The organism is Roseateles violae (assembly GCF_030410485.1).
In the GTDB taxonomy this organism is placed as follows: domain Bacteria; phylum Pseudomonadota; class Gammaproteobacteria; order Burkholderiales; family Burkholderiaceae_C; genus Roseateles_D; species Roseateles_D violae.
In genome coordinates, this window is sequence record NZ_JAUHHC010000001.1 from 877137 (window position 1) to 890584 (window position 13448).

Here is a 13448-nt window from a genome sequence, read left to right on the forward strand (position 1 = left end):
GCGATGACCCGGATCGCCGCCCTGCGCCCCGGCGCCACCCTCGGCCTGATCGCGCCGGCCGGCCCGCCCAAGCCGGGCCAGCTGGAGCAGGTGCCGGCCCTGCTCGAGGCGCATGGCTTCAAGGCGAGGGTCTTCCCCGGCTGCGCCGGCCCGTCCCGGCTGGGCTTCCTGGCCGCCGACGACGCACAGCGCCTGGCCGATCTGCACGCCGCCTTCGCCGACCCCGAGGTCGAGGCGGTGCTGTGCCTGCGCGGCGGCTATGGCTGCGCGCGCCTGCTCGACCGCATCGACACCGAACTGCTGCGCCGCCATCCGAAACTGCTGATCGGCTACAGCGACATCACCTCGCTGCACGGCCTGCTGGACACGCTGGGCCTGCCGGGCCTGCATGCGCCGATGCCGACCTCGGACCTCTTGGCGCCGGAGGGCGCGGCCGACGCGCGCACCCTGTTCGAGCGCCTGCGGCGCGGCTACGCGGCCGGCGATGTGATCGCGCCGGCGATGGCGCCGCATACGCTGAGCCAGGGCGAGCGCGCCGAGGGCCGGCTGATCGGTGGCAATCTGGCCGTGCTGGCCGCCCTGGTCGGCACGCGCTGGCTGCCCGACGCGCGCGGCGCCATCCTCTTCATGGAGGACATCGGCGAGGACCCCTACCGCGTCGACCGCATGCTGGCCCAGCTGCGCCTGGTCGGCGTGCTGGACCAGGCGGCCGGCTTCCTGGTCGGCAGCTTCAGCGAGGCCGAGGCGCCGGACGAGGTGCTGGCCGACTATCTGCGCCCGCTGGGCAAGCCCATCCTGGCCGGCTGGCCGTCCGGCCATTGCCGACCCAACGAGCCGCTGCCGCTGGGACTGCGGCTCGTGATGGATGTGGCGCAAAGGCGGCTCGCCTTGCCGATGGCCCCGCGCTGAGGCTGCTGGTGCCGGACGGGAGGCCCGGGGCTCACCGGGCTCAGGGCTCGATCGGTGAACCGTCCGTCCTCGTGAAGCGGCGGACTTCGCCCTCGTGATGCAAGACGATGCCGTGATCCGGATAGTGCACGACGCCGCTGTGGGCTCTTGCACCGATGACCAGGTAGACGGCATCCTCGCTCGACCGATTCTCCAGGCAGTGCGCAAGCGCATCGCCGGCGGCCCAGGCCGCGGCATCGCCGGCGCGCAGCACGGTCTCCTGGTCTTCAACAAGCACCAGTTCCCCGGCCAGCACATAGGCGAACTCGTCCTCCGTCTCATGCCAATGCCGATGCGAAGAACGCGAGCCCGGCGGCAGGCGCTCCAGGCGCACGCCGAACTGCGTGAGCCTCTCTTGCTCGCCGAGCACCAGTTCGGAAAACGGCCCGTCATTCTGGCCGGACAAGCGATTGACGGCGCCGGCGTGCTCCGTCCATCGACTGACATCGAGCTTGGGCATGGGGTCCTCCGGCATCGTTGCGCGATGCTTGCTGCGGGCTAAGGCGAAGATGAACGCTCGCCGACAAGGCTTGCGTGTCGATCGACCGCTTGTCTCGCATGGCGCCGCCTTCGCACCATTGAGTGGACACTCGTCAAGACAGTCGCCCACAGCAGGCTGTTGCTTGCCCAGGCGAGCAGGAAACCGGCCCAGCCAAGGTCCAGGTCGAAGCACAAGCGTCCCGGCAGCGTCAGCGTGAACGCGAGCGCCGGCACGACCGCCGACTGGACCTGGTCCCAGACGGTCCACAGCGCGCGATCCTTGAAGCCCAGCCCCATGGCCACGCCGAGCGACCAGATCCAAAGCAGGGCACTCAGGGCGGCGTGCGCCAGGGCCCAGATCGCGATCCGCTTAATCCGCATCCGGCTTGCTCACCAGCTCGCCGCCCCACTCGCTGGGCGGCACGTCCGCCACCGACTGAGAGAAGACCCAGCAATGCCCAGCCAGGTCTTGCGCCGCGTACTGGCGCTCTCCGTAGGGATGGGTGGTGGGGATGCCGAACACCTTGGCCCCTGCGGCCACGGCCCGGGCGTAATGCGCGTCGACGTCGTCGACCCTGACCATGATCGAGTGGCAGGCGCTTTCCGCTGCCGTGGGGGCGGGACCGGCTCTCAGCACAAGGGCACCGCTGCCGAACTCGAGTTGTGCGCGATGAGAGCCGATGCGCAGGCGAACGGAGAAACCGAAGGCCTCGATCAGCCATTGAGTTGCGGCGTGGACGTCCGGGTAGGCAAGCTCGGGAATGATCTGGGACCGAGGCATGGAGCGATTGGATTCCATGGCATGACGCCTTCACTGCGGCCTAGGGTCGGCAAGGGGCTGGCCGCAGGCGCGTCCCCTTGGCGGCGGGCCTAGACATCATTCGCGACCGGTACATCCGGATCGGAGACCTAGTGGCCGGATTGATCCCGTGGGGACTTGATGGCGTCTGACGATCATGATGCTGGCTTGAAATCCGAGAGACCGCTGCTGTCGCTCTGATACCGGATCCGTCCGTATGACAAGGCAGCGTGCGCATTGCTAGCGTACTAAAGATACACGGCAAATACACGGTAAGAGCCGCGCGGCAAGACCCGGCCCCGCACAGCGCCGCGCACGAGCGCAAAAAAAAGCCCCGCTGGTTCTCGCCGCGGGGCTTTGGGTATCGACGGCCACCCGGGCCGCAGCCCGGGTGCCGCTGCCGGATCAGCGGAAGCTGTAGCTGGCCGACAGCACCAGCGTGCGGCCGAAGGGGTCGGCGACGCGCGGATCCCAGCCGGCACCGACCACGTCGTCGACGTTGTGGTAGGTGAAGTTGGGCGCCTTGTCGAAGAGATTGCGCAGGCCGGCCGTCAGCGTCAGGTTCTTGACGCCGGTGTAGCTGCCGAACAGATTGAAGGTTGTGTAGCTCGGGATGTCGCGCAGCGGGATGTTGAAGCGCGTCATGTCCTGGTCCTTGTAGCCCGACTTGTAGATCGTGCTGAAGGTCGTGGCCCAGGCATCGCCCGCCCAGCCGATGTCGAAGCTGAACTTGTCCTTCAGGTACAGGGTGCGCAGGCCGAAGGCGCCGACATATTGCTGCAGCGGCTGGCTGGCGATCGCGCGCTCCTTGTGGCTGATCATGTGCGTGCCGTCCAGCTTGGCGGTCCACAGGCCCGAGGACAGCTTCAGCGCGTAGCTGGCGCCGTAGTCCAGGCCCTGGGTCGAGCTGTCGGCCGCGTTGATCCAGCCGGCCTCGACCAGGCGGATCTTGTTGGTGGCCGGGTCGCGCAGGAAATGCTCGGCGAACAGGTTGTAGTTGGCCTTCAGCTCACCCAGCGTCAGCTTCTTGATCCGCTCGTCCAGGTCGACGCGCCAGTAGTCGGCGAACATGGTCAGGTCGCGCACCGGCGACAGCACGATGCCCAAGGTGCCCTGCTTGGACTTCTCGGCCGACAGGCCCGGGTTGCCCGAGTTGGTGTAGTTCAGGCGGATCGCGCACTGGGTCGGATCGGTCGGGCACAGCACCGGATCGGAGAAGTCCGCCGTGTCCAGCAGCGGCGCGGTGTTCAGCGCCAGTTGCTGGAAGCTCGGGGCGCGGAAGCCGGTGTTCACCGAGCCGCGGAACAGGATCACGTCGTTCGGCTGGTAGCGGAAGGCGATCTTGGGGTTGGTCGTGCCGCCGAAGTCGCTGTACTTGTCATAGCGGATCGCCAGCTGCAGGTCCAGGCCCTTCATCACCGGCACGGCCAGCTCGCCATACAGCGCGTTGACGTCGCGCGACATCTTCGGAATGGCCGTGTTGCCCGGGCAGTTGTAGACGATGTTGGCGTAGACGGGGTTGTCGGCGTTGATGGTCGGCGCGAGGCTGTCGCTGCAGGTGAAGCTGCCGGTCTCGGGCGCGAACTTGAAGCTTTCCTTGCGCAGGTCGAAGCCGACGGCGAAGTCCAGCGGGCCGGCCGGCAGCTTCATCAGATTGCCCGAGATCGCGCCGTCGAACTGCTGCAGCGTGGTCTCGCCGCCCTGCAGCTTGCCGCGCGCCTTGGTCGACTCGATCAGGTCCATCGCGGCCTGCGTCTGCTTCTCGCCCGGCTTGACCCAGGGGTTGATGGTGCCGGTCTTCAAGGCGTCGACCAGCTTGCCCAGATAGGCGTAGCCGTCGACCAGATTGGTCCAGGCCTCGCCCTTGGCCGTCGACAGGCCCAGCTTGTAATCGTATTCGCCGACGGTGCCGTCGACACCGACCAGCAGTCGGGCGTTCTCGGCCACTTGCTCCTGCGTGCGGTAGCCGAAGTCCTGCATGCGCCAGCGGTAGGCGATCGGCTTGGTCGGGTCGAACTCGTTGACGCCGTAGTTCTTCAGGTTCAGGTAGTAGGGGCCGTTGACCGGGTAATGCGTGCCCGAGGCATTGGTGGTGCTGAACTGGCTGGGCACCAGCTCGGCGGTCACCTCGCTGCGCGAGGCGCTCAGCTCGATGAAGGCGGTATGGTTGTCGGCGATCTGCAGATTGCCGCGCGTCACCAGGTTGTAGGCCTCCTTGGCCGGGGCCAGCATGTACTGCGCGCCGTAGTCGGTGTTGCACAGGTACTTGGTCGAGGCGTTCACCGCCGGCGTGACGGTGGCGTTCCACAGCTGCGGCTGGTACTTCACCCCGGTGTCGATCGAATCGCAGCCGGCTTGGCCGGCCAGCGCCAGCAGGTTGATGCGGGTGTACTTCAGCGGGTCGCCGGTGCCGACGGTGGAGCCGGTCGTGCCGTTGGCGCCGCCCAGGGCGGTGCCGGCCACGGTCGAGGAGTTGCCGAGGACGTTGGCGAAGGGGTGGCTGGACGAATCCGGCGACAGGAATCGATCCGGCTGGAAGCCGTTCGCCCATTCGCGGTCGCTGCCGCGCAGGATGTCGTTCTTGTCCAGCGTCAGGCTGGCCATCAGATTGAACTTGTCGCGCTCCAGCGAGCCGATGCCGCCGGTGATGCTGGCGCGGCGGGTCGTGCCGGCGCTGTTTTCCAGCGGCTGGGCCCAGTCGACCTTGACGTCGACGCCCTCCATGTCCTTCTTCAGGATGAAGTTGATCACGCCGCCGATCGCATCGGTGCCGTAGATGGCCGAGGCGCCGTCCTTCAGCACCTCGATGCGGGACACGGCCGCCATCGGGATCGCGTTCAGGTCGACCGCGCCGCCGCTCATGCCCTGGGCGGCGATGCGGCGGCCGTTCAGCAGCACCAGCGTGCTGCTCGGGCCCAGGCCGCGCAGATTGGCGTTCGAGGCGCCGCCGGTCAGGCGGTCGGTGTCGGAGCCGAAGACATTGTTGTTCGAGGTCGCGTTGTCGGCGCCGACGCCGTTGGCGGCCAGCTGGCGCAGCATTTCCTCGGCCGAGGTGATGCCCTTGGCGTTCAGGTCGCTGGCGGTGATGACCTGGATCGGCACCGCGCCCTCGTTGGCCAGGCGCTTGATGCTGGAGCCGGTGACCTCGACTCTCTCGACCTTCTGCACCGGCGCGGTCGGGGTGGTCTGCGCCAGCGCCACGCCCAGCAATTGCGAGCCGAGGCCGACCAGGGCCAGACTGCGCGTCAGTTTCTTCAGTTTCACGGAAGTATCTCCTTCAACGACGTTGTGGGGCGGCGCAAAGCGCAGGCAGCATTTCTTTGCATAGCTTTGCAGCATGATCGGTGAGGAATCCGGCACGAAGCCATAGGGGCGGACCGCATTTGTTGCGGCGCGCGCAATGAATGCTTGTCGGGCATGCATAACCTGGGGGAATGCGCGCGATGCCGGCGCGCCCTTCGCCCAGTCGAAGCGCCCATTCCGCCGCTGCTGGCAAGGCGCTCAAACAGTTATGGCCGCTGCGGGCCGGCCCCCTGCCGCGCGGGCCCGCGGGCCGATACAGTGCGGGCCACATCGTCCCAGCCGCGCAGCCCGCCATGCAACTGATCACCGAAGCGCAAGTCCGCGCGACCCTCACCCTGGACGCCGCCGTGCAGGCGCTGCGCCAGGCCTTTTTGCAGCAGGGCCAGGGCCTGGCCAGCGTGCTGGCGCGCGGCCGCGCCGCCGCCACCCTGGACGGCCGGGCTCTGATGGTCAGCGCGATGGGCGCCGTGCTGCCCGAGGTGCTGGGCACCAAGGTCTATTCGACCCTGAACGGCCAGTTCCAGTTCGTCATCACGCTGTTCTGCAGCAAGACCGGCGCGCCGCTGGCGACGCTGGAGGCCAACGAGCTGACCCGGCTGCGCACCGCCGCCGCCACCGCGGTCGCCGCCGAGGCGCTGGCGCTGCCCGAGTCGAAGACGCTGGCCATCTTCGGCGCCGGCACGCAGGCCCGCGCGCATGCCCAGGCGCTGCTGCCGCTGCGCAAGTTCGAGCGCGTTTTGGTCTGCGCGCGCAGCGGCGCGGGAGAGTTTGCCGCCGAGCTCGCCGCCACCCATGGCCTGCCGGCGCAGGCGGTCGACGCACAGACGGCCGCCAGCCAGGCCGAGGTGATCGCCACCTGCACCCGCGCCACCGAGCCGCTGTTCGACGGCGCCTGGGTCAAGCCGGGCAGCTTCGTCGCCGCGGTCGGCTCCAGCAAGCCGGTCGCGCGCGAGCTGGACGATGCGCTGCTGGCGCGCGCTGCGCTGATCGCCGTCGAATGGAAACCGGCCGCCGAGGGCGAGGCGGGCGAGTTCAAGCGCGCTGCCGCCGGCGTGATCGACCCGGCACGCGTCGCCGAGCTGGGCGCGCTGCTGGCCGCGCCGCGGCCGCGCGGCGAGCGGGACATCGTCGTCTACAAGAGCGTCGGCATCGGCCTCGAGGACGTCGCGATCGCGCACTGGATCTACCGCCGCCTGCAGGGCGGAGCCGCGGCATGAGGGCCGCGCTGAGCCTGCTCGCGGCCGGCCTGCTGCTGGCCGGCTGTGCGACCCAGCAGGCGACGACGCCGCCGACCGCTTCGCCGCTGCCGGCCGAGGTCCGGCAGGCGCTGGACAAGGCGCAGATGAGCGAGGGCGTGCTGGGCATCGTCGCCTTCCCCTTGCACCAGCGCGATCGCGGCCTGCGCTTCAACGCCGAGCGGCCGATGCAGCCGGCCTCGACGATGAAGCTGCTGACCAGCATCGTCGCGCTGGATCGCCTGGGAGCCAATGCGCGCGGCCGCACCGATCTGCTGATCGACAGCACGCCGGTCGGCGACGTGCTGCCCGGCGCGCTCTATCTGCGCGGCGGCGCCGACACCGATCTGGACTGGGGTGCCCTGCACATGCTGCTGCGCCAGCTGCGCGAAGCGGGCCTGCGCGAGATCCGGGGCGGCCTGGTGGTCGACCGCACGCTGTTCCGCCCGGCGCGCATGGACATCGGCGTGCCGCGCTTCGACGAGCAGCCGGAGTTCCAGTACAACGTGATCCCCGACGCGCTGCAGCTGAACACCAGCGTGCTCGACTACACGATCAGCGCCGACGCCAAGGGCATCAGCGCCCGGGTCAGCCCGGCCTGGCCCGGCATCGAGATCGATGCGCGCGGCCTGACGCTGAACGAGCTGCCCTGCAAGGACTGGGAGAACGAGTGGCGGGTGCCGGTCACCGAGACGGCGGGCGGCATCCAGCGCGTGCGCCTGCTGGGCACCTTCCCGCGCAACTGCACGCAAAAGCCCGAGCTGAACCTGGTCGAGCGCCAATGGCTGACCGCCACCGCCGTGCGCCAGCTCTGGCGCGAGCTGGGCGGCACGATCGCCGGCGGCGACCGCGAGGCGGCAACGCCCGAGCAGGCCCGCATCGTCGCCAGCCACCGCGGCCGGCCGCTGGCCGAGGTGCTGCGCGGCATGATGAAGAGCTCGGACAACCCGGCAACAAGGCTGACCTATCTGCGCCTGGGTGCCGCCGTTGCCCGCGCCGAGGAGACGACGCTGGCCGCTTCGGAGCGCGTCGTGCGCGACTGGTTCGCGGCCAAGGGCCTGGACGCCGAGGGCCTGGTGCTCGAGAACGGTTCGGGCCTGTCGCGCATCGAGAAGATCAAGCCGGCGCAGCTGGCCGGGCTCCTGGCCGTCGCCTGGGACGGCCGCCAGGCGCCCGAGCTGCTCGGCACCCTGCCGATCGCCGGCGTCGACGGCACCCTGAGCCGGCGCCTGAAGGGCACGCCGGCCGAGGGCCGCGCGCGCCTGAAGACCGGCACCCTGCACAGCGCCGTCGCGCTGGCCGGCTATGTACCGGACGCCGCCGATCGGCCCTGGATCGTCGTCGCCATGCTCAACGACGAACTGGCCTCGAAGAACGGCCGACCGGTGATCGACGCGCTGGTCGACTGGGTGGCGCGCCAGCGCTGAGCGGCGCCTTGCGGGCCGAGCGCCGGGCCGCTCCCAAGCCGGCCGGCCTCGGCGATGTGCCTGCCCGTCGATCCGGCAAGCATCGCCGCCATCAGCCAGAGGCTGATGGCCCTCGCTGGCACAAACAGTCCTCAGGACTGTTTGTGTCCGCTCTCGGTCCCCACGGGGAGCGAGTGCCGCGGCTCCAATCCCGCCTGCGCGGGATTGGACGGCACGAGCGCCATCGGCGTGCCGCCGATGGCCGGCCAAGGTACTCCTTGGACGAGGGGCTTCAGCTCAGACGGTCGCCGGGCGCAGCAGCTCGATCGTGCCGGCGTCGGCGTCGATCTCGACCTCGGCGCCGACCGGCAGCGTGTGCTTGCGCTTGATGTGGCCGATCATCGCGCCGCGGAACACCGGCACGTTCAGGCCCTTGAAGTAGTCGTCGAAGACCTCGTCCAGGGTCAGGGTGCCGTAATTGCCTTCGCCCGGCTCGCACTTGGTGAACTTGCCGATCACGACGCCGGCCAGCGCGTCGAGCGAGCCGGCCAGGCGCAGGGTCGACAGCATGCGGTCGCAGCGGTAGATGTACTCGTTGATCTCTTCCAGGAACAGCACCGCGCCGCGGAAGTCCGGGTAGTAGGCCGAGCCGGCCAGCGAGCTGAGCACGGCCAGATTGCCGCCGAGCAGGCGCCCGCGCGCCTTGCCGCCGCGTATCGTCGTGATGCGGTCCTGCGTCTGCACCAGGTTGTCGCCGCGCTCGCCGCTGGGGTTGCGCAAGGTGTAGGCCTGACCCTCCATCACGATGGCGCGGAAGCTGGCCAGGCTGAAGCCGTTCCATTCCGAGCCCGCGACCGGGCAGTGGAAGGTGACCAGGCCGGTCTGCGTGTGGATCGCGTTGATCAGCGAGGTCAGGTCCGAGAAGCCGCCGAAGAACTTGGGCTTGGCAGCGATCAGCTTGTAGTCCAGCTTGTCGACGATGCGGTTGCAGCCCGAGCCGCCGGTCATCGCGATGATGCCGGCCACCGCGTCGTCGGCAAACATCGCGTTGATGTCCGCCGCGCGCTGCGCATCCGTGCCGGCAAACTGGCCGTAGCGCGCGGCGACGCTGGCGCCGAGCTTGACCTTGAAGCCCAGCGCCTGCAGCAGCTCGATCGCGATCTGCAGCGGCTCGCGCTCATAGGTGGCGTTGGCCGGGCTGACCAGGCCGATGGTGTCGCCGGGCCGCAGGCGCCTGGCGTGGATCGCAGGCCGGGGGCCGGCGGCGGCGTGGGCAAGAGCGGGCGCGGCGGCAGCGGCCGCCAGCAGGGCTTGGCCGAAATGGCGTCGGGAAGTCGTCATGGAGTTCGGTGCGGATTTCTTTTTTCTACATCACGCGCGGCAGATCGCGCCGCACGGCGACACGGTCGCCGAAGTCGAAGTGCCACCATTCGGTGCTGATGCTCTGGAAGCCCGCATGGCGCATGGCCGCGCGCAGCCAGCCGCGCTCGAGCAGATGCTGCGGCTGCAGCAGGCCCAGCGCCAGATGCTCGACCTCGTGGTCGGGGTGCGAGTTCAGGCTCATCTCGTCGAAGCCCGAGCCCATATCGACATCGCGGCCCTCGGGATCGATGACGGTGACGTCGACGGCCATGCCGAAGGAGTGGATGGAGCCACGCTCCGGGTTGGCCAGGTACATGGTCAGCGGCGTGCCCTGCAGCTCGGCCCACAGCACTTCCTGCACGCGCTGCGGCCGTAGCGCGTCCAGCACGCGCAGCGAATAGCCGGGGCGCTTTTCGGCCAGCCAGGCGGCGGCGCGCTCCAGCGCATCGGCCGCCTCGCGGCGCAGCCAGGCGCAGTCGAGGCCGCCATAGACGTCATGGCCGACGAAGTTGTCGGGTGTCGCGTAGCGCAGCTCGACGCTGATGCCGGGGATGCTCAGCAGCGAACGGAAGTCCGGATGCGACGGCACGTCTTCGCAAGGAATCATGTTGGCTCCCCGCTCGCCGGGTACGGCGATCGACCCTCCGTGAGGGACGGGCCTTGTTTGGGGCGGCCCGGCGCGGCGGCCCGGCGCTTCGCTGCGCTCGCGTTCATGTGTTCAAACTCTCGAGGTTCTCGCGTGCCGCATCGCCCAGGTACTTGACCAGGCGGCGCGCCGTCTGCGCCAGCGGCGCGCTGGCCGCGGTCAGCAGGTAAAGATGCACCGGCATCGCCGGCGCCAGCGGCCGCAGGCGCACGCGCGCGCGGTCGGCCGAGGCGGCGGTGAAGGGGTCGACGACGGTCATGCCGACGCCGGCCTCGACCAGCGCGCGCGCCAGCTGGTAGGTCTGCACGCTGATGCGGCTGTGCAGCGGCGCACCCTGGGCTTCGCTGGCGTTCTGCACGACATTGGCCAGCGGGTCGTCGCCGGCCAGGCCGACCAGCTCGCTGGTGATCTCGGCGATCGACAGCGGGCCCTGGCCCTGCGCCTCGGGGCTGCCGACCGGGCACAGCGCCATCATCGTGCCGCTGGCCAGCGGTTCGGCCTTGATGCCGGGATGGCGCGGGTCCTGCAGCGACAGGGCCAGATCGGCCTCGCCGAGCAGCAGTGCGGCGACGATCTCGCGCGTGTGGTTGGTGGCCAGCGAGCAGTGGCCCAGCGGAAAGGCGCGGCACCATTGCGTCATCGCCGCCGGCACGACGGCGGCGGCCAGGGTCGGCGTCGCGACCAGGCGCACCTGCTCCGATTCGCCGCTGCGCAGATTGGCGGCCAGGCGCCGGATGCCGACCAGATCGCGGTTCAGCTTGTCGATCTCGACGAACAGGCGCTGCGCCTCCGGCGTCGGGTAGAGCTTGCCACGCACGCGGTCGAACAGCGGCATGCCCAGCTGCAGCTCGCAATGCTGCAGCACCTTGGTAACGGCCGGCTGCGAGATATGCAGCAGCTGCGCCGCGCCGCTGATCGTGCCGGCCTGCATGATCGCGTGGAAGACTTCGATATGGCGCAGCCTCATGCCCGATTACTTCCGGTAGACGTTCTCGAAGTCGACCGAGCCGTTCGGCGCCATGATGAAGCCGACCACGTCCTTGCGCACCGGGATGTAGACGGTCGAATGCGCCATCGTGATCCAGGGGCGCTCGCGCTTGAAGACCTCCTGCGCCTGCTCGTACAGGGCCAGGCGCTTCTTGGTGTCGGTGGTCGCGCGGGCCTCGTCGATCAGCTTCTCGAAATCCTTGTTGCAGAACTTGACGCCGCTCTTGTTGGCCGCGCAGCTGAGGTTGGGCGTCAGGAACTCGTCGGCGTCGCCGGTCTCGCCGGACCAGCCACTCATATAGACGCTGTGCTCGCCGTTGTTGGCGCGCTTCAGGTACTCGCCCCACTCATAGGTCTTGATGTTCGCCTTGACGCCGATCTTGGCCCAGTCCTGCTGGATCAGCTGGGCCATCAGCTGGCCGTTCGGATTGGTCGGCCGCGTCACCGGCAGCGCCCACAGGTCCAGCTCCAGCCCGTCCTTGTAGCCGGCCTTGGCCAGCAGCTCCTTGGCGCGCGTGGGGTTGTACTCGTTCTTCAGCTTCTTGTTGTAGCCGGGGATGGCCGGCGGGAAGGCGCTGACCGCCTGCATCGCGTCGCCGCGCGGGAACAGCGCCTTGAAGATCGCGTTGCGGTCGATGGAGATGTCCAGCGCCTCGCGCACCTCGCGCTTGTCGGTCGGCGCGTTCTTCATATTGAAGGACAGGTAGGAGATGTTCAGCGCCTGGATCTTCTCGACCTTGATGTCGGGCTTGCCGTCCAGCGCGGCGACGTCGACGTCGCGGATGGCCGCCGTCACATGGCATTCGCCGGCCGCCAGCTTCTGCACCCGCACATTCGGCTCGCGGCTGATACTGAACACCAGGGCCGAGCTCTGCTGCTTGCTGCCCCAGTAGTCGGGGTTGGGCTCCATGCGGATCACATCGTCCTTGGCATAGGACTTGAAGCGGTAGGGCCCAGTGCCGACCGGCTGATTGTTGATCTGGCCGGCCTCGCCCTTCTTCAAGAGCTGCGCGCCGTACTCGGCCGAATGGATGCCGGCCCAGGCCATCGCGAAATTGGCGGCAAAGGTGACGTTGGGCGCCTTCAGGCGGAAGCGCACCGTGTAGTCGTCGACCTTGTCGATGCCGTCCAGCAGCTTGGCCAGGCCCAGATTGTTCGGATAGACGAAGTTGGCCGGGAAGGCCTTGTTGAACGGGTGCTCGGGGTCGACGAAGCGCTGGAAGGTGAACAGCACGTCGTCGGCATTGAGCTCGCGCGTCGGCGTGAAGTAGGGCGTCTTGTGGAACTTGACGCCGCGGCGCAGGGTGAAGGTGAAGGTCTTCGCGTCCGGCGAGATGGTCCAGGCGGTCGCCAGCTTGGGCACCAGCTCGGTGGTGCCGCGCTTGAAGTCCAGCAGGCCCTGGAACATCTGCCGGCTGACGTTGTTGGTGCTGGCGCTGTCCCACATGCCGGGGTCGAAGCCCTCGGGGCTGGCGTCGGCGCAATAGACCAGCGGCTTGCCGGCCGCCTGGGCCGTCAGCACGGGCAGGGTCGTCAGCGCCAGGGCGGCGGCCGACAGGGCGGCCAAGCGGGGCAGGGGGAGCAGCAGGGTGGGCGTGGTTTTCATCGTGGCGGCGGCAGCGGGGCTTGGCGGGACAATGAAGCGCATTTTGAAACGCGCATCAAGGCCCACAACTGAGAAGTCCGGTGGAGTCTATAACTTCTGCTTATGGAAGACCCGCTTCGACGCGCTATCCTTCCGGCTGCGCCGGTTTCGGCCTCTTCTTCCCCCTCCCGCTTCGCGCCGCGAAGCCCGCTCCCCTGATGATGATGAACGACAAGCTGGTCAAGACTTCCCTCGTGTTTGCCGCCGCGCTGGCGACGGCTTTGCCCGCGCTGCCGGCGCTGGCCGGCAGCTCGGCCGCCTCCTCGGCCTCCGACAGCGCCTCCACCTCGGTGGGCAGTTCCTCCACCTCGATCGAGAAGTCCAGCGCCTCGTCCACCGGCGACAAGAAGGTCGCCGCCGGCGATTACCAGCTGATCGAGATGGCCGAGGCGGCCGGGCGCCCGGGCCTGCTGCGCCTGCGGCTGCAGGCGCTGGCCGGCGAGCGCGACGAGTTCTTCCTGCTGCTGCCGCGCGAGGCGGCCCAGGTCGGCCGCCTGGCCGAGGGCAAGATCGTCAGCGCGCAGCAGCGCCCCTACGGCCTCGAATTCGCCGCCGCCGACACGCGGACCACCTTCTTCCTGGTGCTGGAGGACGGATGGCAGCGCGAACTGGACAGCCGCCCGGTCCTGCTTTGAGG

Annotated in this window: 12 protein-coding genes; 4 read left to right on the plus strand and 8 right to left on the minus strand. The window is 69.0% G+C overall.

The genetic code is table 11. From position 1 onward, the window contains the following. The first annotated feature begins 3 nt into the window (after nt 1–3). Nucleotides 4–909 (plus strand): S66 peptidase family protein, encoded by a 906-nt coding sequence (locus tag QWJ38_RS03985; protein ID WP_290357737.1) that lies wholly within the window; start codon nt 4–6, stop codon nt 907–909. Between the two features lie 40 nt (nt 910–949). Here the strand turns inward: QWJ38_RS03985 and QWJ38_RS03990 are convergent, their stop codons facing one another. From QWJ38_RS03990 to QWJ38_RS04005, 4 genes are all read right to left on the minus strand, one after another. Next, the gene (locus QWJ38_RS03990) at nt 950–1408 is read right to left on the minus strand and encodes a cupin domain-containing protein (RefSeq protein WP_290357738.1); all 459 of its coding nucleotides are present in this window, start codon (nt 1406–1408) and stop codon (nt 950–952) included. A 38-nt stretch (nt 1409–1446) separates the two neighbouring features. Beyond that, nucleotides 1447–1809, minus strand: a complete 363-nt coding sequence (locus QWJ38_RS03995; RefSeq protein ID WP_290357739.1) for a hypothetical protein — start codon at nt 1807–1809, stop codon at nt 1447–1449. Beyond that, the gene (locus QWJ38_RS04000) at nt 1799–2227 is read right to left on the minus strand and encodes a VOC family protein (RefSeq protein ID WP_290357740.1); all 429 of its coding nucleotides are present in this window, start codon (nt 2225–2227) and stop codon (nt 1799–1801) included. Before QWJ38_RS04000 ends, QWJ38_RS03995 begins: the two co-directional genes overlap by 11 nt. Nucleotides 2228–2632: 405 nt before the next feature. After that, nucleotides 2633–5491: a TonB-dependent receptor domain-containing protein gene (locus tag QWJ38_RS04005; protein ID WP_290357741.1), complete on the minus strand. Its 2859-nt coding sequence runs from the start codon at nt 5489–5491 to the stop codon at nt 2633–2635. Nucleotides 5492–5823: 332 nt separating this feature from the next. Between QWJ38_RS04005 and QWJ38_RS04010 the strand changes: the two genes are divergently transcribed. Then, complete coding sequence (locus QWJ38_RS04010) at nt 5824–6747, plus strand: ornithine cyclodeaminase family protein (protein ID WP_290357742.1); 924 nt, start codon at nt 5824–5826, stop codon at nt 6745–6747. After that, complete coding sequence (gene dacB, locus QWJ38_RS04015; RefSeq protein WP_290357743.1) at nt 6744–8192, plus strand: D-alanyl-D-alanine carboxypeptidase/D-alanyl-D-alanine endopeptidase; 1449 nt, start codon at nt 6744–6746, stop codon at nt 8190–8192. The genes QWJ38_RS04010 and dacB overlap by 4 nt, the downstream gene beginning before the upstream one ends. A gap of 276 nt (nt 8193–8468) precedes the next feature. On the opposite strand, the gene QWJ38_RS04020 is transcribed toward dacB, so the two are convergent. The 4 genes from QWJ38_RS04020 to QWJ38_RS04035 all read right to left on the minus strand — a co-directional run bounded on the left by QWJ38_RS04020 (nt 8469) and on the right by QWJ38_RS04035 (nt 12772). Then, nucleotides 8469–9512 (minus strand): S66 peptidase family protein, encoded by a 1044-nt coding sequence (locus QWJ38_RS04020; RefSeq protein WP_290357744.1) that lies wholly within the window; start codon nt 9510–9512, stop codon nt 8469–8471. 25 nt (nt 9513–9537) lie between these two features. After that, a complete protein-coding gene (locus tag QWJ38_RS04025; RefSeq protein WP_290357745.1) occupies nt 9538–10140 on the minus strand; it encodes a M15 family metallopeptidase in 603 nt (200 codons plus the stop codon). 103 nt (nt 10141–10243) lie between these two features. After that, complete coding sequence (locus tag QWJ38_RS04030) at nt 10244–11146, minus strand: LysR family transcriptional regulator (RefSeq protein ID WP_290357746.1); 903 nt, start codon at nt 11144–11146, stop codon at nt 10244–10246. Nucleotides 11147–11152: 6 nt separating this feature from the next. After that, nucleotides 11153–12772, minus strand: a complete 1620-nt coding sequence (locus tag QWJ38_RS04035) for an ABC transporter substrate-binding protein (RefSeq protein ID WP_290357747.1) — start codon at nt 12770–12772, stop codon at nt 11153–11155. A gap of 197 nt (nt 12773–12969) precedes the next feature. On the opposite strand from QWJ38_RS04035, the gene QWJ38_RS04040 reads away from it, so the two are divergent. After that, nucleotides 12970–13446, plus strand: a complete 477-nt coding sequence (locus tag QWJ38_RS04040) for a hypothetical protein (RefSeq protein WP_290357748.1) — start codon at nt 12970–12972, stop codon at nt 13444–13446. Nucleotides 13447–13448 lie beyond the last annotated feature (2 nt).